Origin of the sequence: Actinomadura sp. NPDC000600 (assembly GCF_040492135.1) — a bacterium.
Lineage (GTDB): Bacteria > Actinomycetota > Actinomycetes > Streptosporangiales > Streptosporangiaceae > Spirillospora.
This window is the reverse complement of record NZ_JBEUPD010000007.1, coordinates 203,502-228,104: the sequence shown is the minus strand read 5'-3', so window position 1 is coordinate 228,104 and position 24,603 is coordinate 203,502. Positions and strand designations below refer to the sequence as shown.

Annotated in this window: 20 protein-coding genes; 7 read left to right on the top strand and 13 right to left on the bottom strand. The window is 73.8% G+C overall.

From position 1 onward, the window contains the following. The first annotated feature begins 110 nt into the window (after nucleotides 1-110). Nucleotides 111-1,703: an AMP-binding protein gene (locus ABWI07_RS13450; RefSeq protein ID WP_353818700.1), complete on the top strand. Its 1,593-nt coding sequence runs from the start codon at nucleotides 111-113 to the stop codon at nucleotides 1,701-1,703. A 57-nt stretch (nucleotides 1,704-1,760) separates the two neighbouring features. Here ABWI07_RS13450 and ABWI07_RS13445 read toward each other — a convergent pair whose 3' ends face one another. The 11 genes from ABWI07_RS13445 to ABWI07_RS13395 form a co-directional block, all read right to left on the bottom strand. Next, complete coding sequence (locus tag ABWI07_RS13445; RefSeq protein WP_149263505.1) at nucleotides 1,761-2,069, bottom strand: hypothetical protein; 309 nt, start codon at nucleotides 2,067-2,069, stop codon at nucleotides 1,761-1,763. A 54-nt stretch (nucleotides 2,070-2,123) separates the two neighbouring features. Further along, nucleotides 2,124-2,903 carry a class I SAM-dependent methyltransferase gene (locus ABWI07_RS13440; protein ID WP_149263504.1) on the bottom strand — a complete coding sequence of 260 codons (780 nt, stop codon included), beginning with the start codon at nucleotides 2,901-2,903 and terminating at the stop codon, nucleotides 2,124-2,126. Between the two features lie 73 nt (nucleotides 2,904-2,976). After that, the gene (locus ABWI07_RS13435; RefSeq protein WP_353818699.1) at nucleotides 2,977-6,414 is read right to left on the bottom strand and encodes an ATP-dependent helicase; all 3,438 of its coding nucleotides are present in this window, start codon (nucleotides 6,412-6,414) and stop codon (nucleotides 2,977-2,979) included. A 19-nt stretch (nucleotides 6,415-6,433) separates the two neighbouring features. Beyond that, nucleotides 6,434-9,547 carry an ATP-dependent helicase gene (locus tag ABWI07_RS13430; protein WP_353818698.1) on the bottom strand — a complete coding sequence of 1,038 codons (3,114 nt, stop codon included), beginning with the start codon at nucleotides 9,545-9,547 and terminating at the stop codon, nucleotides 6,434-6,436. A 375-nt stretch (nucleotides 9,548-9,922) separates the two neighbouring features. Further along, nucleotides 9,923-10,225 carry an MGMT family protein gene (locus ABWI07_RS13425; protein ID WP_353818697.1) on the bottom strand — a complete coding sequence of 101 codons (303 nt, stop codon included), beginning with the start codon at nucleotides 10,223-10,225 and terminating at the stop codon, nucleotides 9,923-9,925. Between the two features lie 15 nt (nucleotides 10,226-10,240). Next, on the bottom strand, nucleotides 10,241-11,503 hold the full coding sequence (locus ABWI07_RS13420) for a S8 family serine peptidase (RefSeq protein WP_149263500.1): 1,263 nt from the start codon (nucleotides 11,501-11,503) through the stop codon (nucleotides 10,241-10,243). After that, on the bottom strand, nucleotides 11,497-12,255 hold the full coding sequence (locus ABWI07_RS13415; RefSeq protein ID WP_149263499.1) for a hypothetical protein: 759 nt from the start codon (nucleotides 12,253-12,255) through the stop codon (nucleotides 11,497-11,499). Before ABWI07_RS13415 ends, ABWI07_RS13420 begins: the two co-directional genes overlap by 7 nt. A gap of 25 nt (nucleotides 12,256-12,280) precedes the next feature. Further along, entirely contained in the window at nucleotides 12,281-13,654 is a 1,374-nt protein-coding gene (locus ABWI07_RS13410; protein WP_353818758.1) for a S8 family serine peptidase, read from the bottom strand. Continuing rightward, on the bottom strand, nucleotides 13,648-14,562 hold the full coding sequence (locus ABWI07_RS13405) for a hypothetical protein (RefSeq protein ID WP_353818696.1): 915 nt from the start codon (nucleotides 14,560-14,562) through the stop codon (nucleotides 13,648-13,650). Before ABWI07_RS13405 ends, ABWI07_RS13410 begins: the two co-directional genes overlap by 7 nt. A gap of 181 nt (nucleotides 14,563-14,743) precedes the next feature. Then, complete coding sequence (locus ABWI07_RS13400) at nucleotides 14,744-14,935, bottom strand: CsbD family protein (protein WP_149263497.1); 192 nt, start codon at nucleotides 14,933-14,935, stop codon at nucleotides 14,744-14,746. Nucleotides 14,936-14,993: 58 nt separating this feature from the next. Beyond that, nucleotides 14,994-15,185: a hypothetical protein gene (locus ABWI07_RS13395; protein ID WP_149263496.1), complete on the bottom strand. Its 192-nt coding sequence runs from the start codon at nucleotides 15,183-15,185 to the stop codon at nucleotides 14,994-14,996. 217 nt (nucleotides 15,186-15,402) lie between these two features. Here ABWI07_RS13395 and moeZ point away from each other — a divergent pair, with 217 nt between their 5' ends. Next, on the top strand, nucleotides 15,403-16,584 hold the full coding sequence (gene moeZ, locus ABWI07_RS13390; RefSeq protein ID WP_149263495.1) for an adenylyltransferase/sulfurtransferase MoeZ: 1,182 nt from the start codon (nucleotides 15,403-15,405) through the stop codon (nucleotides 16,582-16,584). 99 nt (nucleotides 16,585-16,683) lie between these two features. Here the strand turns inward: moeZ and ABWI07_RS13385 are convergent, their stop codons facing one another. Beyond that, nucleotides 16,684-17,400, bottom strand: coding sequence for a TetR/AcrR family transcriptional regulator (locus ABWI07_RS13385; RefSeq protein ID WP_149263494.1), 717 nt, complete (start codon nucleotides 17,398-17,400; stop codon nucleotides 16,684-16,686). A 165-nt stretch (nucleotides 17,401-17,565) separates the two neighbouring features. Here ABWI07_RS13385 and ABWI07_RS13380 point away from each other — a divergent pair, with 165 nt between their 5' ends. Together ABWI07_RS13380 and ABWI07_RS13375 are read left to right on the top strand one after the other, a co-directional pair. Beyond that, entirely contained in the window at nucleotides 17,566-19,719 is a 2,154-nt protein-coding gene (locus ABWI07_RS13380) for an MMPL family transporter (protein ID WP_353818695.1), read from the top strand. Between the two features lie 194 nt (nucleotides 19,720-19,913). Further along, nucleotides 19,914-20,213: a response regulator transcription factor gene (locus tag ABWI07_RS13375; protein ID WP_149263492.1), complete on the top strand. Its 300-nt coding sequence runs from the start codon at nucleotides 19,914-19,916 to the stop codon at nucleotides 20,211-20,213. A 30-nt stretch (nucleotides 20,214-20,243) separates the two neighbouring features. On the opposite strand, the gene ku is transcribed toward ABWI07_RS13375, so the two are convergent. Beyond that, nucleotides 20,244-21,149 (bottom strand): non-homologous end joining protein Ku, encoded by a 906-nt coding sequence (ku, locus tag ABWI07_RS13370; protein ID WP_149263491.1) that lies wholly within the window; start codon nucleotides 21,147-21,149, stop codon nucleotides 20,244-20,246. Nucleotides 21,150-21,262: 113 nt separating this feature from the next. Between ku and ligD (ABWI07_RS13365) the strand changes: the two genes are divergently transcribed. The 3 genes from ligD (ABWI07_RS13365) (at nucleotide 21,263) to ABWI07_RS13355 (ending at nucleotide 24,566) form a co-directional block, all read left to right on the top strand. After that, a complete protein-coding gene (ligD, locus tag ABWI07_RS13365; RefSeq protein ID WP_353818694.1) occupies nucleotides 21,263-22,237 on the top strand; it encodes a non-homologous end-joining DNA ligase in 975 nt (324 codons plus the stop codon). Then, on the top strand, nucleotides 22,227-23,135 hold the full coding sequence (gene ligD, locus ABWI07_RS13360) for a non-homologous end-joining DNA ligase (protein ID WP_149263489.1): 909 nt from the start codon (nucleotides 22,227-22,229) through the stop codon (nucleotides 23,133-23,135). The genes ligD (ABWI07_RS13365) and ligD (ABWI07_RS13360) overlap by 11 nt, the downstream gene beginning before the upstream one ends. A gap of 105 nt (nucleotides 23,136-23,240) precedes the next feature. Continuing rightward, the gene (locus ABWI07_RS13355; RefSeq protein WP_353818693.1) at nucleotides 23,241-24,566 is read left to right on the top strand and encodes a dihydrolipoyl dehydrogenase family protein; all 1,326 of its coding nucleotides are present in this window, start codon (nucleotides 23,241-23,243) and stop codon (nucleotides 24,564-24,566) included. Nucleotides 24,567-24,603 lie beyond the last annotated feature (37 nt).

The window sequence follows — 24,603 nt, the reverse complement described above, 5'->3', positions numbered from 1 at the left end:
AAAGGAACAGAGCACACTCGTCGTCGGCCGTTGCTTGACGGTGCCTTTGCTTCGGCGAGGGGCGGGTATGGCGGACGGCGGATGTCGGCTCGGGTCGGTGAAGGGGTGGCGTGCTGGTGCTTGGGCGGGTTCGGGGTGCGGCGAAGGCTGGAGCGAGGGCTGCCCGGGCGGTGCGGGACTCCGGGGCGTTGCGGCCCGTCCGGCCTGATCGGGCGGTGCGGCTGCTGTTCCCCTACGCGCGGTTCGGCCCTGTTCCCGCGACGCTCGGAGCTGTGGCGGCGCTGCGGTTTCCAAACCGGACGGCCCTCATCGATGAACGCGGGGCGCTGTCGTATGCGGAGCTCGAACGGCGGGCTGCTTCGCTGGCCACGGCCCTGCACGACCGTGTGGGTGATGGGAAGGTCGGGGTTCTTTGCCGCAATCACCGGGGGTTTGTGGAGACGGTTCTTGCGGCGTCCCGGCTCGGGAATGACGTGGTGCTGCTCAACACCGATTTCTCCGGTACGCAGTTGGGGCAGGTCGTCGATCGGGAGGGGATCGAGCTGCTCGTCCATGACGAGGAGTTCGCGGCGGCCGTTGAGAAGTCGGGGTTCGGCGGGGAGCGGGTGGTCGCTTGGGGCGAGGAGGGGGACACGGTCGACGCGCTGATCGCGGAGACCTCGCCCGAGCCCTTCAAGCCCGAGCGGGCCAGCCGGGTGATCCTGATGACGTCCGGGACTACCGGGACGCCGAAGGGGGCGCGGCATGATCTGTCCGCGTCCTCGCTGCTGCCCGCGGCTCTGAGTCATCTGATGCGGGTGCCGGTTCGGTCGGGTGCGCCGATGGTCGTCGCGCCGCCGCTCTTCCACCTGCTCGGGTTCGCCTACACCACGGTCGGGCTCGGGATGGGGATGCCGCTCATCCTGTCGCGCCGTTTCGATCCGCGGCAGGTGCTGGAGACGATCGCGGACTGCCGGGCGGAGGCGCTCGTGGCGGTTCCGGTGATGCTCCAGCGGATCCTGGACGTGCCGGACCGCCCGCCGGCGCCGACGCTGCGGGCGGTCGTGTGCGGCGGGGCGGCGCTGCATCCGCATCTGTCCGAGGCGTTCATGGACGCGTTCGGCGACGTCCTCGTCAACGTGTACGGCGCGACCGAGACGGGGTGGGCGACGATCGCGACGCCCGAGGATCTGCGGGCCGCGCCCGGCACGGTGGGCAGGCCGTCCTTCCGGCTCACGATCAAGGTGCTCGGGGAGGACGGGCGGGAGCTGCCCGCAGGCGAGACGGGGGAGGTCTACACCGGCGGCGGGCTGCGGTTCGCCGGCTACACCGGGGGCGGCGGCAAGCAGGTGCGGGACGGCCTGACCGGCACCGGCGACCTCGGGCACTTCGACGAGGCGGGACGGCTGTTCATCGACGGGCGGGCGGACGACATGATCGTCTCGGGTGGGGAGAACGTGTTCCCCGGCGAGGTCGAGAACCTGCTCGGCGGCCATCCGGACGTCGCGGAGGTGTCGGTGGCCGGGGTGGACGACGAGAGGTTCGGGCAGCGGCTCGCCGCGCACGTCGTCAGGGCCAAGGGGGCGGAGGTCACCGAGGACGACCTCAAGGAGTACGTGCGGGCGCACCTGGCCCGTTACAAGGTGCCGCGGGACATCCGGTTCGTCCGGGAACTCCCCCGGACCAGCACCGGCAAGGTGAAGCGGACGGCGCCCGACGGCTGATGAGGGATACGCCCGGGCCCAGGGCCGCGAGGTCCCGGGCGTGCCCCGTCCCGGGGGTCAGGCGGCTCCGGCGCGCTCCTTGGCGGCCATGCAGATGCGGGCGAGGTCGTTGAGGGCGTCGGCGCGGCGCTCGTCCAGCGTGCGGCGGTCGCCCGGCCCGGCCTCGGCGAGGGTGTCGATGACCAGGGAGAACACCGGCCATTCGGCGGGCCCGATGGCGCCCTGGAAGTCGACGCCGTCCTCGAGGTCGTCGAGGTCGAGGTTGCGGGCGAAGGTGGCGAGGGCGGCCTCGGCCGCGACCACGCCGATGCGCATCGCCAGCGCGGCAGGCTCGCGATCGAGGGAGCGCACGGTGCTAGAACCCATGTTCGACAACATAGACCACACGCGTCACACACGTCGAACGTTTGCTCGAAAACGTTACCCGACGATGGCCTGCTGGAAGAGGTAGGAGTGCGTGAAGTGCAGGGCGCCGTCGACCATGCTCGGGCGCATGCCGGTGGCGGGTCCGCCCGCCAGCTCGTCCTCCAGCTCGCGCCTGATCTGCGCCGCGACGTCCGAGGGGGTCTTCGAGAACTCCAGCCACGGGTCCAGCGGGCGGACGTAGTCGAACTGGTCGGCGCGCTTCACCTGCGCGCCCGCCGAGGTGACGAGGTCCGCGATCCGCGCCTCGGTCAGGGCCTCCCCGTGCGAGGGGTCGCGGAGGCGCTCGATGCGGTCCGGGTCGCCGTCCAGGCCCTCGGGGCGGACGAGGTCGACGATGATCAGCGCGGCGCCGGGGCGGCTGACCCGGGCCATCTCCTTCACCACGGCCCCGGGGTCGGCCACCTGGTGCAGCGAGAAGCGGGTGACGACGAGGGTGAACGACCGGTCGAGGTAGGGCAGGGCGGTGGCGTCGCCGTGCGCGAAGGTGACGTTGGTGAGGCCGGCGTGGTCGGCGTCGCGCTTGCCTTCGGCGAGCATCGCGGGCGTGAGGTCGAGCGCCGTCACGTGCCGGACGCGGCGGGCGATCGCGCGGGACACGATGCCCGTCCCTGCGGCGACCTCCAGCACGACGTCCTCAAGGTCGAGCTCGGGGTCCATGAACCGGACGAGCCGGTCCAGATGGCGGGTGAACGCCGTGTTCAGCCTGGGGTCGGCGAAACCGGCCGCCTGCTTGGAGAACTCCCGTACCACCTTCTCGTCATGGGTCACCGTCACGTCGCCTCCTCGACTGGTTGCCCGGATCATCCCCGAAACCACGCACGGTGAACAGAGGGGAGTGACGAAACCCTCAGGCGGCCGGGACGCCCTCCAGCAGCGCGGCGAGGCCCGCGGCGTCGAGCAGGTCGGCCGGACGGACGGTCACGTCGGCGGCGACGTAGTGGAACGCCGCGCTGACCTGCGCGACGTCCACTCCGGCGAGCTCGGCCCACGCCAGCCGGTACGCGGCGAGCTGCACGGCGGCGAACCGCGCCTCCTCCCCCGACGGCGGGGAGCCGGTCTTCCAGTCGACGACCTCGTATCCGCCGTCCCGGGTCCGGAACACGGCGTCCATCCGGCCCCGGACCAGCCGGTCGCCGATGATGGTCTCGAACGGCACCTCGATGTCGAGCGGCTCGCGCGCCGCCCACTGCGACCCCTCGAAGCGCTCGCGCAGCATCGCCAGGTGCGAGTCGTCGGCGGCGCCCTCGTCGGCGGCGCCGGGCAGCTCGTCGGGGTCGAGGAGGCGCTGCTGCCCCCAGCGGCCCTCCAGCCAGGCGTGGAACGCGGTGCCGCGCCGCGCGTAGGGGGCGGGCGGGCGCGGCATGGGGCGGCGGATCTGCCGGGCGAGCGCCGCCGGGTCGCGCGCCAGCGACACCAGCGACGACACCGACAGGTGCGCGGGCAGCTCGACGAGCAGGCCGTCGCCGCCGCGCCCCCGGTCGCGCTCGGCGAGCAGCAGCTCGACGTCGCGCGCCCACGCCGTCATGCGGGCCCGGTCGGCGTCCGACAGCCCGGCGTCGCCGGCCCAGTGGCGGGTGCGCCCGGCCATCTCGTCCTCGACCATGCGGGCGCCCTCGACGACCGCCTCGTAGCGCGCCCGCGCCGACAGGTCGGACCGGCCGCGCTCGCCGGGCGCGATGGGCCACTGCGCCTCGTCGGGGTCGGCGAGCAGCGGGTTGGCGGCGCCCTCCTCCGGCGGGTCGGCCCAAACGGCGACGGACCCGGCCCCGGCGAGGCAGACCGCCCGCACCTCCTCCAGGAACGGCGACGGTCCGAGCGGGCGCCCCGAGGACCCCCACCAGTAGCCGGTGGTGATGAGCAGGCTGGACGCGCGCGTGACCGCGACGTAGGCGAGCCGCCGCTCCTCGCGCAGGTCGCGCTCGGAGCACGCCTGCTCGAACGCGGCGAGGTCGTCCTTCTCCAGCCCGGTCAGCGCGGGCAGGTCGGCGCGGTCGCCGCGCAGCATGAACGGCAGGACGCGCGGGTTCGCGGTCCAGCGGGTGGCGTTCTGCGGCGGCGACGGGAAGATCGACCCCTTGGCGGGGCCGCCGTTCTTCTGCGGCGTGTACGCCAGGCCGGGGACGACCACGACCGGCCATTCGAGGCCCTTGGAGGCGTGGACGGTGAGGAGCTTGACGCTGTCGGTCTCCCCGACCCGCCCGGCCTCCAGCCCGAACTCCTCGGTCTCGGCGGCCTTGAGGTAGGCGAGGAACGCGCCGAGCGTCGGGTCTTCGGCGTCGCCGGCGAACGTGGCGGCGGCGTCGATGAAGGCGTCGAGGTCGGCGCGGGCGGTGACCGGGTCGAGCCCGGACCGCGCGGCGACCTCGATGTCGAGGCCGAGCGCCCGCTCGACCTCGTTGACCAGGTCCGGCAGCGGCAGCCCGACCTGGCTCCGCAGGCCGCGCAGCTCGTCGCGGAGGCGCCGCAGCCGCCCGTACCCCTCGGGCGAGTACGCGTCGGGCGGGCCGAGGTCGTCGAGCGCGTCGACGAGGCTGCCGGTCTCCTGGTTCAACTCGCTGACGAGCTGCCGAAGCGGATCGTCCCCCGCGGGCCCCTCACTGGCCCCCTCCCCGGCCCCCTCCCCGGCCCCCTCATTGGGCCCCTCCCCGGCTCCCTCTGCGGGTGCGGCGGGGGGCGGCTCGTCGTGCGCCGGGACGGGGCGGTCGTCCGGGCGGGTGATGTCGCGGGCCGCCTCCTGGGCCAGGGCGCGGGCACGGCGTCCCAGGGCGACGAGGTCGCGGGGGCCGAGGCGCCAGCGCGGGCCGGTGAGGAGGCGGGCGAGGGACGCGCCCGCGGTCGGGTCGTGCATGACGCGCAGCGTGGCGACGACGTCCTGCACCTCGGGGACGGTGAGGAGCCCGCCGAGCCCGACCACCTCGACCGGGATGCCGCGCGCCTCCAGGGCGCGCCTGATCAGCGGGAACTGCGACCGCTTCCGGGCCAGGACGGCGATGTCGGAGTACCGGAGCGGCTCGGTCTGGGGGCCGCCGTCGGGGGCGGTCTCGGGGTCGGCGGCCATGACCCCGGCGATGCGGTCGGCGATGCGGTCGGCTTCGTCCTCCACGGTGGGGAACAGGGCGCATTCGACGCGTCCGCGCCCTTCGCGCCCGGCGCCCGGGATGAGGCGGGGCACGGCCTTCGTCTCGGCGCGCAGCTCCTCCTGTACCTTGGCCGCCGCCTCCAGGATCTGCTCGCCGTTGCGGAACGACCGGCTGAGCTGGACGACCGGCGCGGCCACCGGGCGCCCGCCGGGGGCGGCCGCCGGCTGCGCGGGGAAGTCGTAGGCGAACCGCAGCAGGTTCCCGGCGCTCGCGCCGCGCCACCCGTAGATGGACTGGCAGGGGTCGCCGACGGCCGTCACCGGATGCCCGCCCGCGAACAGCGACTTCAGCAGGACGAGCTGCGCCTGGCTGGTGTCCTGGTACTCGTCGAGCAGAACGACCGAGAACCGGGACCGCTCGATCATCCCGACCTCGGGGTGCTTGTAGGCGATGCGCGCGGCGAGGGCCATCTGGTCGCCGTGGTCGATGACCTCGCGGTCGGCCTTGGCGCGTCCGTACGCCTCGATTAGCGGCATGAGCTGCTCGCGGACGGCGTGCTTGGCGAGGACGTCGCGCTGCGCCTTGAGCGGCTTCTTCACCACGGCGAGCCGCTCGTCGAGCCAGGCGCCGACCTTGCGGACGTCCTCGGCCGTGCGCAGGTGCTCCGCCAGGTCGCCGGACAATTCCATGACGGCCTTCGTCACGGTGTCGGGCTGCCAGTCGATCCGGTCCATGGGGCCGTGGTAGGCGTCGACCACCCGCGAGCAGATCTGCCAGGCGACGGCAGGCGAGATCAGCCGCATCGTGGGTTCGAGCGCCTCGCGCAGGGCGTGGTCGCCGAAGAGGCGCGCCGCGTACGAGTGGTACGTGGACACCATCGGCTCGCCGTCGAACAGGGCCTCGCCGCCCAGCCGCTCCAGCTCGTCGCCGGGCAGGACCTCGCGGAGCCTGTCGAGCCGCTTGCGCACGCGCACGCCGAGCTCGGCGGCGGCCTTGCGGGTGAAGGTGAGGCCGAGGACGCGCTCCGGCCGGACGAAGCCGTTCGCGACCAGCCACACCACGCGCGCGGCCATCGTCTCGCTCTTGCCCGACCCGGCGCCGGCGATCACCGCCATCGGCGCCATCGGCGCCTCGATCACCCGGGCCTGCTCCTCCGTCGGCGCCGGGATCTCCAGCAGCCGGGCCAGTTCTCCCGGCGTGATCACCTCGCTCCCCCCGAGCCAGTCAGTCGCTCACCTGCCCGCCCTCGTCATGGACGGGGCAGCAGGAGCGTACGGGACAGGTGCGACACTTGTCGTTCGCCCTGGCCTGGAAGACGTCGCCGGCCATCCCCGTCGCGACGATCTCGACGAGCTTCTTCGGCCACTCGGGGTCGGTGTCCTCGGCGGGCGGGGGCTGCTCCTGCTCGCGCGCCTTCGCCGTGAACGCGGCCTTGCCGACCTGGATCAGCTTCGCGCCGCCCGGCTCGATCAGCCCGTGCCGCTCGAACGCGCCGAGCATCACCGCGTACTGGTAGACGCCGAGCTGCGGGTGCCGGGCCAGTTCGTCCTTCGGGACGGCGGTGGAGGAGGTCTTGATGTCGATGATGACGGCGCGGCCCTGCTCGTCGCGCTCGGCGCGGTCGATGCGGCCCTTGATGACGACGCGGCCGAGGTCGACCTTGAACGACTCCTCCAGCGCGACGACCTCGTTGGGGTTGTCGCGGTGCCAGGCGAGGAACTTGTCGACCATCCGGGCGGCCTGCTCGCGCTGCTTCTCCGAGTACCAGGAGCTGCGGAACTCCAGGTCGTTCCAGACCTCGTCGAGCCGCCGCGCGACGTGCACCTCGTCGACGCCGTCGTCCGCGCCCGCCATCTCGGCGACGGCGTGGACGACCTTGCCCATGGTGCTGTACTCGTTGGGCCCGCCCTCCTGGGCGCCGACCGCGGAGGCGAGCAGCCAGCGCAGCCCGCACGTGGTGAACGCCTCGACCTGGGACGGCGAGATCGTGATGGGCTCGTCCTCGGCGAACGCGGGGCCGGAGTCCGACAGCGCGGTGATGGCGTACCAGTTCTCCGGTCTGGCGCCGCGCACGCCCGCGCGCGCCAGGCGGGCCAGGTGCCCGGCGGCGGCGCGCCGCAGCGGTTCGGGACGCGACGGGTCGGCGACGACGGACCGCAGGTCGGCCACGAGCGCCGACAGCGAGAGCCAGCGGGTCTTCTCGTCCAGCTGCGACTGCTCGATCGCGCCGGGGAGGAGCTCGTTCAGGAAGCGGGACGGCCGCTCCTCGGTGTCGTCGCCGCCGACGGCCGTGACCACGAGGCGCTTGCGAGCGCGCGTGACCGCCACGTAGAACAGGCGCCGCTCCTCGTCGAGCATCTTGGCGGCCATGGAGGCGCCGGCGGCGGCCTCGCCGTCCGGTTCGGCCCCTGCGGCGTGCTCGACCAGCTCCTCGACGCCGAGCAGCGACCCGCGCAGCCGCACGTCGGGCCAGACGCCCTCCTGGACGCCGGCGACGACGACGACGTCCCACTCCAGGCCCTTGGAGCGGTGCGCGGTGAGGATCCGGACCGCCTCCCCCTCCGGCGCCTGCTCGGCGAGCGTGTCACCGGCGATCTCCTGGGACGCGATGTTGTCGACGAACAGCTCGGGCCCCGCCTGGGGAAGCCGGTCGACGAACCGCGCGGCGTGGTCGAACAGCGCCACCACGGCGTCGAGGTCGCGGTCGGCCGCCGCACCGCGCGTCCCGCCCTTGACGCTCTGCTCCAGCAGCACGTCGGCCTGGCCGCTCTCCTGCCACACCGCCCACAGGACGTCCTCGGCGGTCCCGCCGTCGTGCGCGCTGCGCCGCGCCGTCTCGATCAGGTTCGCGATCCGCTCGGCGGGCGCGCGGACCCGCTCATGGACGAGGACCAGTTCGCGGGGGTCGTTCACCGCCGCGACCAGAAGCTCGCCCAGCGGACGCTGCCCGCCCGACAGCTCCTCCAGGTCGCGCAGAGCGCGCTTGAGGCGGCGCATGGCGAGCGCGTCGGCGCCGCCCAGCGGACCGGTCAGGAGGTCCTCCGCCACGACCTCGTCCAGGAAGCCCTTCTTGAGCGCCGCCCTCAGCAGGACGAGGAACGGCCGGACGGCGGGCTCCCCCACCAGCGGCACTTCGTCGCCGGCGACGACCACCGGCACGCCGGCCTGGGCGAGCGCCCGCCGCAGCACGGGAACCTGCCGCACCGCGCTGCGCACCAGGACCGCCATACGCGACCACGGGACGCCGTCGAGCAGGTGGGCGCGCCGCAGCTCGTCGGCGACCAGCGCGGACTCCTGGCTCTCGGAGTCGGCGATGACCGCGCGCACCTCGCCCTCGTCGAGCTCGTCCACGGGACGGAGCGCGCGGTGCTCGGCGGCGCCCGCCGACCCGGCGGGCAGCCGCCGCGCGATGCGCCGCGAGGCGGCGAGGATCTCGGGTCCCATCCGGCGGCACGTCCGCAGCGCCACCACGGGCGCCGGGTCGCCGTCCAGGGTGAGGAAGCGGTTCGGGAACTCCTGGATGCCGCGCACGTCGGCGCCTCGGAACCCGTAGATGGACTGGTCGGGGTCGCCCACCACGACCAGGTCGCGCCCGTCGCCCGCGAGGTGGTGCAGGAGGGCCTCCTGCGCGGGGTCGGTGTCCTGGTACTCGTCCACGAACACGGCGTCGTAGGCGTCCTGCTCCCGAATGCGCACCTCCTCGTCGGCGAGCATGCCCGCGGCCAGGTGGATCAGCTCGCCGTAGTCGTAGGTGGGGACGGGATCGAGCAGGAACCGGTCGACGTACCGCTCCATGAACCCGCCGATGGCGGCCCAGTCGTCGCGGCCCCGCATGCGCCCGAGGGCGGCGAGGTCCTCCGCAACGTACTGCCGCTCGACCGCGCGCAGGGCGAAGTCACGCAGCTCCTCGGCGAACCCGCGCGTCGCCAGCGCGGCCCGCAGCCGCTCCGGCCAGTCGCGGGCGCCGTCCGCGAGCTCGCCCTCCAGCAGCCGCCGCACTTCGAGCAGCTGCTCGGGACCGGACAGCAGCCGGGGCGCCGGCTCCTCGTTCAGGACGGCGTCCCGCCGGATCAGCGCGTACGCGTAGCTGTGGAAGGTCAGCGCCAGGGGCGTTCGCGTCGTCCGGTGCAAGCGGCCGGTGATGCGCTCCCGCAACTCCCCCGCCGCCTTGCGGCTGAACGTCAGGACGAGCACCCGCTCGGGGTCGACTCCCCGGTTCTCGATGCGGTCGACGACCGCTTCCACGATCGTGGTGGTCTTCCCGGTACCCGGCCCCGCCAGCACCAGCATCGGCCCACCGGCATGCTCGACCACCCGCCGCTGCTGCTCGTCGAGCACAGGCGGGACGCTCCGCGCGGGACCCGCGCGGCGCACGAGACGGTAGGAAGCTGCAGGCACAACAGTTCATTGGAACAGATCCCCGAGCCTGATCTGACCAAGACGCACGCATGTCGCAGGAGAGAAAAACCACCGCCCGAACACATCATCTCGGGCAAGGGTGCCCTGAGCGCGCGCCGCCTTCCCGCGACGACCTCGGCCCGCACCGCAACCCCGCGACGACCTCAATGGTCGCGATCGCGTCCGAAGGCAGGTGCGAGCGAAGCGAGAACCTGATCGCGCAGCGAGCCGCCAAGGCGAGCCGGAGCGATGCCAGCGATCGCATCGCGTTTCTCGACGATGGAGGGCCGCCAGGCCCGAAGGAGGAGAGAAATGCTAAGGAACCCAGCGGGCTCGCTTCATGTCGACGCGGCGGCCGTCCGGGTGGAGGGGGGTGCCTTCGGCGCGGTAGTTCTCGTGGGCCTGGATCTCGTGGCCGCTCGGCGGGTTGCCGTCGGCGCGGATGACCCGCCACCAGGGGACGGCGCCGCCGTAGAGCGACATCACGCGTCCGACCTGGCGCGGCCCGCCGCGTCCGACCAGCTCGGCGACGTCGCCGTAGGACAGGACGCGGCCCGGCGGGATCCGTTCCACCGCGTCCAGCACCGCCTCGGCGTACTCGTCAGGTTCGGACCACACCCGCTCATTATCCGCTCAATCCGACGGGTCCCGCTCGCCGCGCAGGAGGACGGCGGCGCCCGCGAGGCCCAGCAGGGACAGCGCGCAGATCAGCAGGTACGTGAGGACGAGCCCGCCCGAGCGGTGCACGACCTGGACGGGGCGGGCGGGCCCCGCCGCGAACCGCTTCCCGGCCGGCAGGCCCGCGCCGCCCGTCCGCGCGCCCGCCAGCGTGTCGGACGCGGCGAGCGCGGCGGCGGCGTCGACCCGCCCGAAGCCGACGCCCCGGTCGTAGCCGCGTGCCGGGCGGTCGCCGGTGCCCGCCACGATGGCCTGCGTGACCAGCGCGGGGGCGAGGCCGCGGTGGCGGGACCTGATGAGCGCGGCGACGCCGGAGACGAACGCGGTCGCCGGGCTCGTGCCGTCCCCGACCCAGTACCGCCCGTCCGGGCCCGCGCCGATGATCTGGACGCCGGGCGCCGACACCACGACGCCGGAGTTGCGGTTGGAGAACCCGGCGTGCCGGCCCTGCGCGTCCACGGCTGCGACGGAGATCACGCCGGGGAACGACGCCGGGTAGAAGTACCTGGCGGATCCCCCGGGTCCGCGGGCGCCGCGCGGCGGGGCGGACCCGTCTCCCACTCCGCGCGGGTCGCCCTCGGCTCCGCTGTTGCCCGCCGCCGCGACCACCACGACGTTCCGGCCGATCGCGTAGGCGACGGCGTCGCGCTCGCGGGGCGTGGGATAGGAGCGGCCGAGCGACAGGTTGATCACGTCGGCGCCGTGGTCGACCGCGTACCGGATGCCCTGGGCGATCGTCCCCGTGTAGCGCTGCCCGCCGGTGAACCGCGCGAAGCCCGGCTCGTCGCGTTCCAGGATCACCCGCAGGGACAGCAGCCGCGCCTCGGGCGCGACGCCGACGACCCCCTCCGACCCTCCGGGTCCGTGCCCGTGCCCGGCGATGATCGACGCCATGTTGGTGCCGTGCAGCCGCTTCGGCGCGACGCCGTCCGGGTTCGCGCCGCGCGTGTAGTCGGGCCCGGCGGTGACGGAGCCGGCGAGGTCGGCCTGGCCGGGGTCCACGCCCGAGTCGAGGACGGCGACCGTCACGCCGCCGCCCTTCGTCATCGTCCAGGCGCGCGGCACGTTCAGCGATGCGAGGACGGGCATGACCGCGTCCCGCACCGCGTCGGCGGGAAGGGCGCGCTGCGGGAGCGCCGCGGCGGCGCGGGCCGGTGCCGCCGCGGGGGCGAGGACGAGGGCCAGCGCGGCCGTCCCGGCGGCGACGCGGCTCAGCACCGCCACTCCCGGCCGCCGCAGCGGACCGTCGCGGGCGCGGTCAGCGGCCGCAGGACGCCCTGGACGAGCTGCGGCGCCAGTTCGGCCGCGTCGGCCAGGGAGCCGCGCAGCGCGGGGCGCCCGTCGGCGTACCCGGCCGTCGCCGCGACCACGTAGGGGCCTGCCTGCGCGGCGGTGGACGCCTGCCGCGCGGAGTCCCCGAAGCGGGCGGCCACCGAGCCCGCGAACGGCAGCGCGCGCAGCCCCGGGCCGGCGGCGTGGGACGGGAACCAGGCGACGGCCTCCCGCGCCGTCCGCTCGTCCGGGAACACGACCACGCCGACCGTGACCGCGAGTCCCTGCGCCTGGTCGAGGTAGGTGGCGCGGAGCGCGGCGCGGCAGCCGCGCGACGTGAGGCTGTTGGCGAACGCGTCGTCCACGGCCGTCTCGCAGCGGGTGTCGGGACCGATCCCCACCCGGCGGGCCGTCTCGGTGGAGGCCTGGCCGAGCCGGTAGCGAAGGCCCGCGGGGAAGATCCGCCCGGCGGGCCAGGCCCGGTAGCGGCCGGACAGCTCCGCCGCCGCGGCCGCCGCGCGCTCGGCCGGCGTCGGGGCGCGGGTCAGCTCGGCGGCCAGCCGCACGCCGGCGACGGCGAGGACGGTCGCGCAGACCGGCGCGGCCACCAGGGCGGCCGTCCGGCGGGAGACCCGCCGTCCGCCGCCCGGCTCCGGTTCCGGATCGCTGTCCGGGACGGAGATCTGGGCGCGCCACACGCAGCGGAGCGTAGCCGAAGCCGGGTCAGGACGGGGCGGCAGGAGGCCGTCCCGAAGGCGGCCCGGCCTGAGGGGGCACGCCGCGAGGAGGGGGCATGCGAGGGGCCGCGCTGCGGGGAGGCGCACCAGGAGCGGGGCCGCCGCGGTGGGGGCCGTCGGGGGCGGGGCCGCCCGCCGGCCTGGGGTGCCGCCGCCGGAACGTGATCGCGAGCGCGCCCGCCCCGGCCGTCCCGCCGATCCCGAGCAGCACGATCACGATGATCAGCGGGCGGACCCAGAACGGCCGTTCGATGACCTCCACCGGGCCGGGGTCCTTCTCCCCGAACCGCTGCCCGGCGGGCTTGGCCCGCGCCGGGCCCGGCTGCGCCGAGGCCAGCGAGTCCGCCGCCGACAGGGCGCGGGCGGCGTGCACCTCCCCGAACCCGATCTCCGGGTCGTACTTGCCCGGCGGGCCGTGCCGGGTGCTCTGGATCAGCGCCTGCGAGACCAGCGCGGGCGCCATCCGGGGATGCCTGGCGCGGATCAGCGCGGCGATCCCGGACACGACCGCGCTGGCGTCGCTGGTGCCGGCGCTGGTGAAGTACCGGCCGCCCGGCCCCGCGACGGGCAGGCCCGCGCCCGGCGCCGACAGCAGCACCGAGTAGTTGCGGTTGGAGAACGGCGCGCGGACGTGGCCGGGCTGCGTCGCCGCGACCGCGATCACACCGGGGTAGGACGCCGGGTAGGAGTACGGCGCGAACCCGTCGCCGTCCAGCAGCCGGTCCTCGTCGCCGTCGTTGCCGACGGCCGAGACCACCACGACGCCCTTGCCGACCGCGTAGCCGACCGCCTCGCGCTCGGCGGGCTGCTCCTCGCGGCTGCCGAGCGACAGGTTGATGACGTCGGCGCCGTGGTCGGCGGCGTAGCGGATGCCGCGCGCGACCGCCGCGTCGGAACTGCCCGAGGTCCGGAAGCGGGCGTAGCTGGCGTCCTCCGGCTCGCCGATCGCCCGGACGGCGAGGATGCGCGCCTGCGGGGCCATCCCGATGACCCCGGAGCCGCCGCCGGGGCCGTGCCCGTGCCCGGCGATCAGCGACGCCATGCCGGTGCCGTGCAGCCGCGCCGGCGTCGTCCCGGCGTCGATCCGGGCGAGCATGTTGGGGCCGACGGTGACCTTGCCGCGCAGGTCCGGCTGGGCGGGGTCGACGCCGGAGTCCACGACCCCGACCGTCACCCCGGCGCCCTTGGTGACCTTCCAGGCGGCCTTCATGCCGAGGAGGTCGAGGATCGGGCGCTGCCGGTCGCGGACCACGTCCGCGTGCGCGTGGACGGGCATCAGCCAGCCCGCCGCCAGTGCCGCCGCGGCCGCGGCCGCGGCCGCGGCCGCGGCCGTGCCGCGCCGCCGCGCCCGGGTCAGCATTGCCACTCGGGCTGGTCGCAGTCGGGCAGCGCCTTGGCCGACAGCGTCCGCGCGATCGCGTGTCCGATCTGCGGGGCGAGCGCGAACGGCTCGCCCGGCCGCTCCTTCTTGATCACGGAGGCGGGGCGGCCGTCGGCCTGCCCGGATGTCGTCAGCACGACGTACGGGCCGCCGCGGTCGATCGTCCGGTCCTGACGGGCGTCGTCGGTGAAGCGGGCGGACGCCGTCCCGGGGAACGCGGCGGCGCGCAGGGCGGGGCGCACGGAGCCCGAGCCGTCCGGGCCCTGCGAGCCGGGCAGCTCCTTGTAGGCCCGGTCGGCCTTCCACGGGTCGGGGAACGCAACCACGCCGACGGTGACGACGACGCCCTGCAGCTGGTCGACGTAGGTCGCGCGCAGGACGGCCCGGCAGCCGTGCCTGCCGATCGTCGTCGCGATCTCCTCGTCCACGCCCTCGACGCAGCCGGTGTCCGGGACGATCCCCGTCCGCGACGCGTACTCGGTGTGGTTGCCCGTGGGCCGGTAGCTGATCCGGTCGGGGAAGACGCGCCGCGCGGGCCACGCCTCCCAGCGGCGCGCGACCTCCTTGTTGGCGGCGATCTGCAGCTCGGCGTTCGTGGGCTCGCGCCTGAGGGTCGTCCAAGCGCCGAAGAACGAGATCGCCGTGGTGAGGAGGTAGCAGCAGCCGACCACCAGCGCCATGAGGCTCCACTGCCGGCCGGTCAGGCCCAGCACCGTGGGCGGAGCGCCCATCCCCGGCGGCAGCGGCGGGCCGGGCGGGCGCGAAGGCCCTGCGTAGGGGGTCGCGGGCGCGCCGGGCGGGCCGGGGCGGCGGAGGCCGCCGGGCATGCCGGGCTGGTGCGGGGACCGCGGCGGGGGCGGTTGCTGGGAGGGAGGCAGGAATGCCACAACAGTCAAGATTAACTGCGCTTCACGACATTCCGCCTGTCATCCGGCGAAGGCCACGCTCCGTCCGGGGCCGGAAACGGACGGAGCCCCTTTCCGCAGGGGCTCCGTCACCGTGTTCCGCGTCACGCGCTTCCGCTCCGGGCGGCGGAGGTCCGCCGCCCAACCCGGCGGGTCGGGCGCGTCACTCAGCGGCGCGCTTCGCCTCCTTGGCGGCGTCCTTGACCTTCTCGCCGACCTGCTTGGCGCCGCCGGCGGCGCGGTCGGTCCTGCCCTCGGCCTCGAGGCCGGGGTCGCCGGACTGCCGTCCGGCCTCCTCCTTGCCGCGGCCCTTGGCCTGCTGCGCCTTGTTCTTCAGTTTGTCGAGGAAACTCATGGTTCCTCCTCTGGTACGAAGAGTCGTCCAAGTCGGCCATGCCCTCGATGGCCACGGATCATGCAGACGTCCGGGTGCCGCGCCGCAGCCGCTCCGCCTCCTCGTGGATGAGGGCCTCGGTCTCCAGGAGCTTCGCCTCGGCCTGCTCCGTGCGCATCCGCGCCCGCAGCTCGCGGGGGCTCGGCTTGCGCCGCTTCCCGGCCGTCCGCCGCCCGGCCCGTTCCCCCGTGAGCTTCTTCAGGAACCCCATGCCCGTCACCTCTCTCACCCGCGGCCGGTCCCGTCCGCCGGCCTCGCGCCCGTACGGTGCCCCTTTTATGGCGTTCCATTCCGGTACCGGGGAGGTCAGGGCCGTCCGGCGCACGGGCGGCTGCCGGGAATGCCGCAGGACATGGCAAGGTTGTGCGGTGAGTGGACGATGACGTCCCGCCCTCCTTACGTCGAGCGTCAGCACAGGAGCATCCACCGTGTCCTTGCCACCTCTGGTCGAGCCCGCCCCGGAGCTCACCCGCGACGAGGTCAACCGCTACTCGCGGCACCTGATCATTCCCGATGTCGGCATGGCCGGGCAGAAGCGCCTCAAGAACGCCAAGGTCCTGGTCGTCGGCGCGGGCGGCCTCGGTTCCCCCGCCCTGCTCTACCTGGCCGCCGCCGGGGTGGGCACCCTCGGCGTCATCGACTTCGACGTCGTGGACGAGTCCAACCTGCAGCGGCAGATCATCCACCGGCAGTCGTCCCTCGGCAGGCCGAAGGTCGAGTCGGCCGCGGACACGGTCCGCGACATCAACCCGCTGATCGACGTGGTGGTGCACGACACCGCGCTCGACCGCGACAACATCATGGACATCTTCTCCGGCTACGACCTGATCGTGGACGGCACCGACAACTTCGCCACCCGCTACATGGTGAACGACGCGGCCGTCCTGCTCGGCAAGCCGTACGTGTGGGGCTCGATCTACCGGTTCGACGGCCAGGCGTCGGTGTTCTGGGCCGAGCACGGCCCCTGCTACCGCTGCCTCTACCCCGAGCCGCCGCCGCCCGGCATGGTGCCGTCGTGCGCGGAGGGCGGGGTGCTCGGCGTCCTGTGCGCGTCCATCGGCTCCATCCAGGTGAACGAGGCCATCAAGCTGCTGACCGGCATCGGCGAGCCGCTCGTCGGCCGGCTGATGGTCTACGACGCCCTGGAGATGACCTACCGCTCGGTCAAGGTCCGCAAGGACCCCGAGTGCCCGCTGTGCGGCAAGAACCCGACGCAGACCGAGCTGCTGGAGGACTACGAGGCCTTCTGCGGCGCGGTGTCCGACGAGGCCGCCGAGGCCGTGAAGGACTCCACGATCTCCGTGCACGACCTCAAGGCCATGCAGGACCGCGGCGAGGACGTCTTCCTCGTGGACGTCCGCGAGCCCAACGAGTACGAGATCGTCTCGATCCCGGGCGCCACGCTCATCCCGAAGGGCGAGTTCCTGAACGGCTCCGCCCTGGAGCGGCTGCCGCAGGACAAGAAGATCGTCCTGCACTGCAAGTCGGGCGTCCGCTCCGCCGAGGCCCTCGCCGTCGTGAAGAACGCCGGCTTCGGCGACGCCGTCCACGTCGGCGGCGGCGTCCTGGCCTGGGTCAACCAGATCGACCCGAGCCAGCCCACCTACTGACCGTCCGCGCCGAAGGCCCCCGGAACCTCCGGGGGCCTTCGGCGTCTCCGGGGCGGAAACGAGCCGCTCCCAGGCGTCGAAGCCCGGAAGCCGCCCGGCTCACTTCCCGGGCGGGGCGTAGGTCAGGCCCAGCTCCGAGGCCACCTCGCCGAGCATCAGCTCGAACATGGGGGCGGCGTCGGACAGGGCGAACTCCAGGTGCCCGAACACCTCCAGGCTGACCCCGCCCTGGAGCCTCGTCCAGCACTTGAGGAACTGCTGGATCACGCCGAGCGGGAGCTCGACGCCGAGGACCTCGTCGCGGTAGCGGCGCAGCTGCTCGCGCAGGCCGGGGTCGATGTCGTCGTCGGCCATGACCGGGAACGGGCTCTTCCTCCAGAGCTCCAGGAAGAGCGACAGGAACGTCCAGCCGAAGCGGCGGGCGCACTCCTCGGCGAAGTCGACCTCCTCCTGGTGCGCGGCGCCGCGCACGGGCGCGCCGAAGAGCAGTGAGTACTCGCGGGGGTGCGCCAGCGCCCAGAGCCGGAACTGGCGGGCCACCGTCATGAACTTGCCGCTCATGTCGCCCGCCGGCACGTCCTTCATGGCGGCGTGCAGCTCCGTGGTCAGCTCGGTGAACAGGTCGCCGACCAGGTGCCGCAGCAGCTCGCCGTGGCTGCCGAAGTAGCGGTAGAGCGCGGGGGCGGTCATGCCCATCTCGCGGGCGATGGCGCGCAGCGTCACCGCGTCGGGGCCCTCCTCGACGAGGATCCGGCGGGCGGTCTCGGAGATCTCCCGGACCGTCGCCGCACGCAGGCGATCACGACGCGATTCCACCACGCCTCCTCTCACCGTCCGGTGCCCGGCCGGGTCCGGCCGCCCTCGCATGATTCCGCAAAAACACCCTTGACGACAGCTAACGCTGTATGCGAAGTTAACGCTGTTCTCAGTTTACGGCGTTCACTGAAATTACTCAAGGTAACAAGGCTGGGGGAAAGAGCCATGTTCGATCGATGGGGCAGGTGGGTGCACCGGCGCCGGCGGTGGGTGCTCGCCGTCGCCGGCGCCGCGCTGGTGTTCGCCGCGGTGTGGGGTACGGGCGTGTTCGGCGCGCTGACCTCCTCCGGCGGCTTCGACACCCCGGGCAGCCAGAGCGCGGAGGCCGCGCGGATCGCCGAGCGCGACCTCGGGCGGGACCAGGCGGACGTCGTGGTCCTCTACCAGGGCCGGACGACCGTGGACGACCCGTCCTTCCGGACGTCGGTGGAAGGCGCGCTGGCCGCGCTGCCGTCGGACAAGGTCGCCAAGGCCAGCACGTTCTGGACGACCAACGCGCCGCAGTTCGTGAGCCGGGACCGCAAGGCGACCTACGCCGTCCTGCAGCTGGCCGGCTCCGACGAGGCCGCCCGCGAGGACGCCTACAAGGCGATCCGGGACGACCTGACCGAGGTCGGCGGCGGCCTCACCGCGAAGGTGGGCGGGGCGGTCGGCACCGGGGTCGCGATCAACGAGCGCGTCTCGTCCGACATCGGCCGGGCCGAGGGCATGGCGATGCCGGTCCTGCTGGTGCTGCTGGTGCTCATCTTCGGCGGGCTGGTCTCGGCGAGCCTGCCGCTGCTGGTCGGCGGACTGGCCATCCTGGGCTCGTTCACCGCGCTGCACGCGCTCACCTACGTCACCGACGTGTCGATCTTCGCGGTCAACATCACCACCTTCCTCGGGCTCGGCCTCGCGATCGACTACGGGCTGTTCATGGTCAGCCGGTTCCGCGAGGAGATCGGCCGGGACGGCGCCACCGCCGAGGACGCGCTGGCCGCCACGATGGCCACGGCCGGGCGCACCGTCGCGGTCTCCGGCGTCACGGTCGCGGTGTCGCTGTCCGGGCTGCTGCTGTTCGACCAGAACTTCCTGGTCTCCATGGGCTACGGCGGCATCGCCACCGTGCTGGTCTGCATGGCCGGGGCGCTGACCGTGCTGCCCGCGCTGATGGCCGTCCTCGGCCCGAAGGTGAACGCGCTGCCGATCCGGCGGCGCCGGGCGGCCGCCGGCCGGACCGACGGCTGGTGGGGACGCGTCGCGCGCAGCGTGATGCGCCGCCCCGTCGTCTACATGGTCGCGACCGTGGCGCTGCTCCTCGCGCTCGGCGCTCCCTTCCTGCGCATCAACTGGGGCGGCGTGGACGCGAAGGTGCTGCCGGACGGCGCGGACGCGCGGGTCGTCGCCGAGACGCTGGAGGCGCGGTTCCCGCGCAACGCCACCAGCCCGATCGAGGCCGTCGTGACCGGGACGTCCGACCGGGCCGCGGTCCAGGCGTACGGGGCCCGCCTGGACGCGCTGCCCGGCGTCACGGACGCGGCGGTGACCGGCGCCAAGGGGACGACGACCCGCATCGCGCTGCGCTACGACGCCGACCCGAACTCCGGCGCCGCCCGCGACCTCGTCCAGCGGGTGCGGGACGTCCCGCCGCCGCCCGGCGCGCGGGCCCACGTCGGCGGCCAGACGGCCGACGTGGTCGACCAGCTCTCCAGCATCGGCGCGACGCTGCCGTGGCTGGCCGTGCTCGTCGGCGGCGCCACCTTCCTCCTGCTGTTCCTGGCGTTCGGGTCGGTGCTGCTGCCGCTGAAGGCGATCGTCATGAACATGCTGTCGCTGTCGGCCACCTTCGGCGCGGTCGTGCTGGTCTTCCAGGACGGCCACCTGTCCGGCCCGCTGGACTTCACCGCGACCGGCGCGATCTCCCCCGCGATGCCGATCCTCATGCTGGCGATGCTGTTCGGGATCTCGATGGACTACGAGGTGTTCCTGCTGTCGCGGGTCCGCGAGCAGTACGACCTGACCGGCTCCAACACCGCGGCCGTCGCCTCCGGCGTGCAGCGCACCGGCGCCATCATCACCAGCGCGGCGCTGCTGTTCATCGTGGTGATCGGCGCGTTCGCGACGTCCGGCATCACGTTCATCAAGATGACCGGGGTCGGGATGGCCGTGGCGATCCTGCTGGACGCGACGGTCGTCCGGGCGCTGCTCGTGCCCGCCACGATGCGGCTGCTCGGCCGCGCCAACTGGTGGGCGCCCGGCCCCCTCGCCCGGCTCTACCGCCGGTACGGGATCCGGGAGGGCGACGCCCCGGCCCCGTCGCGGCTGGAGCCCGTGGGCTGACCCCCGCACCGGTGGCCGGCACCGCGAAAGTGCCGGCCACCAATCCACCCGAACCGCTTGTGGACTCCCTCGCCCGGCGGAAGACTGAACGTCATTCCACCGGCTCCACCCTCGCGTGACGCGCGCCGCGACGGCCCCTGCCCGGCGGATCCCCGAACCCCTGTCCCGTGCCGGGATGTTCCTTTGGAGGCACCATGTCCGCGCTGCTGATCACCGACGACACGGCGCTCGCGCACCTGGAGCGGCTCACCGACGTCCTGCGCTCCGCCGGCTGGGCGGTCGAGGTCGCCGCGCCCGCCGACCGGCGCCCGTCCGCGCTCATCGCCGACCCGCGGCTGCCGCGGGTGAACGAGAGCGTCATCGCCGTGCGGGAGCGGTCCGGCGACGGCTGGTCCTACTGCTACGGCTGGGGCGAGCGGATCGCGTCCTGCGACGACCCGTCCGGCGCGGCCGCCGCCGTCGGCCGGGTGCTCGCCGCCCGCCGCGACAACTGACCCGCCCGGCGCACGCACCCGGCGAGGGGTTCAGGCCGACTTTCGGCCGCGGCTCTTCGCCGGCTCCTTCTTCGCGCCGCTCTTCGCCGGCGACGTCTTGCGCGCGGCGGGCTTCTTCTCCGCCGCCTCCTTGCCGGACGCCGCCTTCGCGCCCTTCTCGCCGCGGCTCTTCTTGGCCGCCTCCACGCTCGCGCGCAGCGCGCTGAGCAGGTCCGCGGCGGGCTCCTCCGGGCCCTCCTCGGCCGGGCGCGCCACCTCCCGGCCCTCGACCTTGGCGTCGATCACCGCCTGGAGGGCCTCGCGGTAGGCGTCCTTGTACTCGCCCGGGTCGAACTCCCCCTCCATCGACTCGATCAGCGAGGTCGCCATCGACAGCTCCTGCTTGCGGACCTCGATGTCCTCCTCCAGGAAGGGGAACTCCGGCGCGCGGACCTCGTCCGGCCACAGCATGGTCTCCAGGACGAACACGCCCTCGCGGACCCGGAGCGTCGCGAGCGACTCGCGCTGCCGCAGCGCCACCTTCACGATCGCGACCTGCCCGGAGCTCTCCAGCGCGTCGCGCAGCAGCACGTACGGCTTGGCGCCCTGCGCGTCGGGCTCCAGGTAGTAGGACTTCGCGAAGTAGATCGGGTCGACCTCCTCGCGCTCCACGAACTGCAGGACGTCGATCCGGCGGCTGGACGACAGCGGCAGGTCGGCGAAGTCCTCGTCGGTGAGGATGACCATCTCGCCGCTCGGCAGCTCGTACCCCTTGGCGATGTCGGAGTACGGCACCTCCTCGCCGTCGACCGTGCACACCCGCTTGTACTTGATGCGCCCCCCGTCCTCCCGGTGCACCTGGTGGAAGGCGACGTCCCGCTGCTCGGTCGCCGAGTAGAGCTTCACCGGTATGGTCACCAGACCGAAGGAGATCGCGCCCTTCCAGATACTGCGCATGATCCGTCCTTACCCAGCACGTTCCTGCCCCTAGCGTCGCAACGCCGTTCGATTTGCGCCACAAGGGCGTCGTGATCCTTTCCCCGTGCGGCGGGACGGGGTAAGACGGCGGTATGACCATGCCGTGGCCCGTCGAGCCGATGATGGCCTCCACCGGGGCCCTCCCCTCCGACGGCGGGAAGTGGGGCCTGGAGCTGAAATGGGACGGGGTGCGCGTCCTGTCGCACGTGTCCGCCGACGGCGTCCGGGCCGTCGGGCGGCGCGGCGGCGAGGTGACGAGCCGCTACCCCGAGCTGTCCGCCCTCGCCGACCTGCTGCCCGACCACGACGTCGTCCTGGACGGCGAGGTCGTCGCCTTCCGGGAGGGGCGGCCCAGCTTCGAACGCCTCCAGCGCCGCATGCACGTCGAACGCCCCGATCCGCGACTCATCCGCGAGGTGCCCGTCCGCTACGTGGTCTTCGACGTCCTCTTCCTGGACGGGCACCTCCTGTACGACATGCCGTACGCCGACCGCCGCTCCGTGCTGTCGGAGCTGGACCTCGCCGGCACCGGTCCCGTGGAGGTGCCCCCGTACCTGCACGGCGGCGACCAGGCGCAGGTGGAGGAACTGCTCGCCTTCACCCGCGAGCAGCAGATGGAGGGCCTGCTCGCCAAGCGCCTCGACTCTCCGTACCGTCCGGGGCGCCGCGTCGACTTCTGGCGCAAGGTGAAGAACTTCCTGACGCGCGAGGTCGTCATCTGCGGGTGGAAGCCCGGGAAGGGCCGCCGCGAGGGCGGCGTGGGCTCGCTGCTGCTGGGCGAGTACGACCTGAAGGGGCTGCTGGGCTTCGTCGGGCACGTCGGCACGGGCTTCAGCGACCGCGCGCTGGACGACCTGTACGAGACGCTGTGGCCGCTGCGCCGCCCGACCAGCCCCTACGACGAGCCCGTTCCGCGCGAGTTCGCCCGCGACGCCCAATGGGTTGAGCCCCGGCTCGTCGGGGAGGTCGCGTACAGCGCCCGGACCAGGGACGGCCGCCTCCGCTTCCCGTCCTGGCGGGGCCTGCGTGACGACAAGGACCCCCTGGAGGTCACGAGTGAGCAGTAAGAGGACCGCCGTCGACGTGGACGGCCGTCAGCTCTCCCTCTCCAACCTCGACAAGAACCTGTACCCGGAGTTCACCAAGGGCGAGGTCATCGACTACTACGCCCGCATCGCCCCGGTCATGCTCCCCCACCTGAAGGACCGCCCCGCGACCCGCATCCGCTGGCCGGACGGCGTCGACGGCGGCAAGTTCTTCGAGAAGAACGCCCCCTCCCACACCCCCGACTGGGTCCGGACCGCGACGGTCCCCACCCCCGGCAGTTCGAAGGGCCGCGACACCCTCGACTTCGTCGTTGTCGACGACCTCGCCACGCTCGTGTGGTGCGCGAACCTCGCCGCGCTGGAGCTGCACGTCCCGCAGTGGAAGGTGGGGCCGCGCGGCAAGGTGCACACCCCCGACCTCGTGGTCTTCGACCTCGACCCCGGCCCGCCCGCCACGATCGTGGAGGCGTGCGAGGTGGCCGCCCTGCTGCGCGACGTGCTCGCCGAGGACGGCCTCGACTCCTACCCGAAGACGAGCGGCAAGAAGGGCCTGCACCTCTACGTCCCGATCGAGGAGCCCGGGGACGCGGAGCGGACGTCCGAGTACGCCAAGGCCGCCGCGCAGCGCCTGGCCGAGGAGAACCCCCGGCTGGTCGTGGCGAAGATGGAGAAGCGGCTGCGCAAGGGGAAGATCTTCGTCGACTGGAGCCAGAACAACCCGGCCAAGACGACCGTGGCGCCCTACTCGCTGCGCGCCGGAAGCCGCCCGTCGGTGTCGACCCCCATCACCTGGGACGAGCTGGAGTCGTGCGGGGACGCCGCCGAGCTCGTCTTCGGCCCGGACGACGTCCTCACCCGAGTGGACAAGCACGGCGACCTCCTGGAACCCCTTCTGAAGGACCACCGGCCGCTGCCCTGAGCGACTTCCGCGATCCGCGTGCCCTATGTGTTCGAATCGGCACGCTCCGGGACCGCGGTCCGTCACCATGGTGCGCGGGGACACCACCGGTGGAAGGAAGGACCGTTGTCGCACAACCACCACTACGACGCCGTAGTGCTGGGCGGGGGGACCGCGGGCGAGCTGGTTGCGACCGGCCTCGCCCGCGCCGGGAGGGACGTCGCGCTCGTCGAGAGCCGCCTCGTCGGCGGCGAGTCGCCGTACTTCGCGTGCGTCCCGTCCAAGTCGCTGCTGCTGTCGGCGCGCCGCGGCGAGACCTGGGAGGCGGCCGTCGCCCGCCGGGACGCCCTGGCCGGGCACCGGGGCGACGACCCCGCCGTCGCGCGGATGGCCGAGGAGGGCGTGACCGTGCTGCGCGGCCGGGGCCGGATCCTCGAACCCGGCCGCATCGAGGTCGACGGCGCCGTGCACGGCTTCGGCGACCTCGTCGTGTGCACCGGCAGCGAACCGGTCATCCCGCCCGTCGAGGGCCTGGCCGACGTCCCGCTGTGGACGAGCGCCGAGGCCCTGTCGGTCCCCGACCTGCCGCGCCGGCTGGTGATCCTCGGCGGCGGCCCGGTGGGCTGCGAGCTGGCGCAGGTGTACGCGGCGTTCGGGTCGCAGGTCGCGGTCGTCGAGGCGTCCGGGCGGCTGCTGACCGCGGAGGCGCCGTTCGCGGGGGACGTGCTGGCGGACGCGCTGCGCCGGATGGGCGTCGACCTGCGGCTGGGCGCCGACGTCGCCGACGTGGAGCGCAAGGACGTCGGGGCGCGGCTGTGGCTGTCGGACGGCGGCACCCTCGACGCCGACCGCGTCCTCGTCGCCGCCGGGCGCCGTCCCCGCGTGGAGGGCCTCGGGCTGGAGAACCTCGGCGTCGACGTGGTCCCCGGCCGCGGGATCCCCGTCGACGCGACGTGCCGCGTCCCGTCCGGCGGGGGCAGCGTGTGGGCGGCCGGCGACGTCACCGGCATCGCGCGGACCACGCACGCCGCCCGCTACCAGGCGCAGGTGGCGCTGTCGAACCTCCTCGGGAACCGGCGCGAGGCCGACTACCGCGCCATCCCCCGCGTCGTCTACACGACGCCCTCCGTCTACTCGGTCGGGATCTCCCCCAGGCAGGCGGAGGAACTCGGCATAGACCTCCTCACCGCCGGGTACGACCTCGCCTCGACGGCCCGGGCGGCGGTCGAGGCCGACGAGCGCGGCCGGGTGGAGCTGTACGCCGACCGCGCCCGCGGACTGCTGGTCGGCGCCGCCGCCGCAGGACTCAACGCCGAGGAGTGGATGAGCGAGATCGCGCTGGCCATCCGAGCCGAGACGCCGCTGAGCCTGCTCGCCGACGTCGTCCACGCGTTCCCGACGCACGGCGAGTCCGTCGAGGCGCCGCTGCGGGAACTGGCCGGACGGCTGTGAACCGCGAGCCGGCCGTCCACCCGAGACGACCGCGGAC

Excerpts from the sequence above, each read along its gene's own strand:
- ABWI07_RS13445 (WP_149263505.1), bottom strand. The coding sequence starts at position 2,069 with ATGGGTTCTAGCACCGTGCGCTCCCTCGATCGCGAGCCTGCCGCGCTG.
- ABWI07_RS13410 (WP_353818758.1), bottom strand. The coding sequence starts at position 13,654 with ATGCTGACCCGGGCGCGGCGGCGCGGCACGGCCGCGGCCGCGGCCGCG.
- ABWI07_RS13400 (WP_149263497.1), bottom strand. The coding sequence starts at position 14,935 with ATGAGTTTCCTCGACAAACTGAAGAACAAGGCGCAGCAGGCCAAGGGC.
- ABWI07_RS13395 (WP_149263496.1), bottom strand. The coding sequence starts at position 15,185 with ATGGGGTTCCTGAAGAAGCTCACGGGGGAACGGGCCGGGCGGCGGACG.
- ABWI07_RS13380 (WP_353818695.1), top strand. The coding sequence starts at position 17,566 with ATGTTCGATCGATGGGGCAGGTGGGTGCACCGGCGCCGGCGGTGGGTG.
- ABWI07_RS13375 (WP_149263492.1), top strand. The coding sequence starts at position 19,914 with ATGTCCGCGCTGCTGATCACCGACGACACGGCGCTCGCGCACCTGGAG.
- ku (WP_149263491.1), bottom strand. The coding sequence starts at position 21,149 with ATGCGCAGTATCTGGAAGGGCGCGATCTCCTTCGGTCTGGTGACCATA.
- ligD (WP_353818694.1), top strand. The coding sequence starts at position 21,263 with ATGACCATGCCGTGGCCCGTCGAGCCGATGATGGCCTCCACCGGGGCC.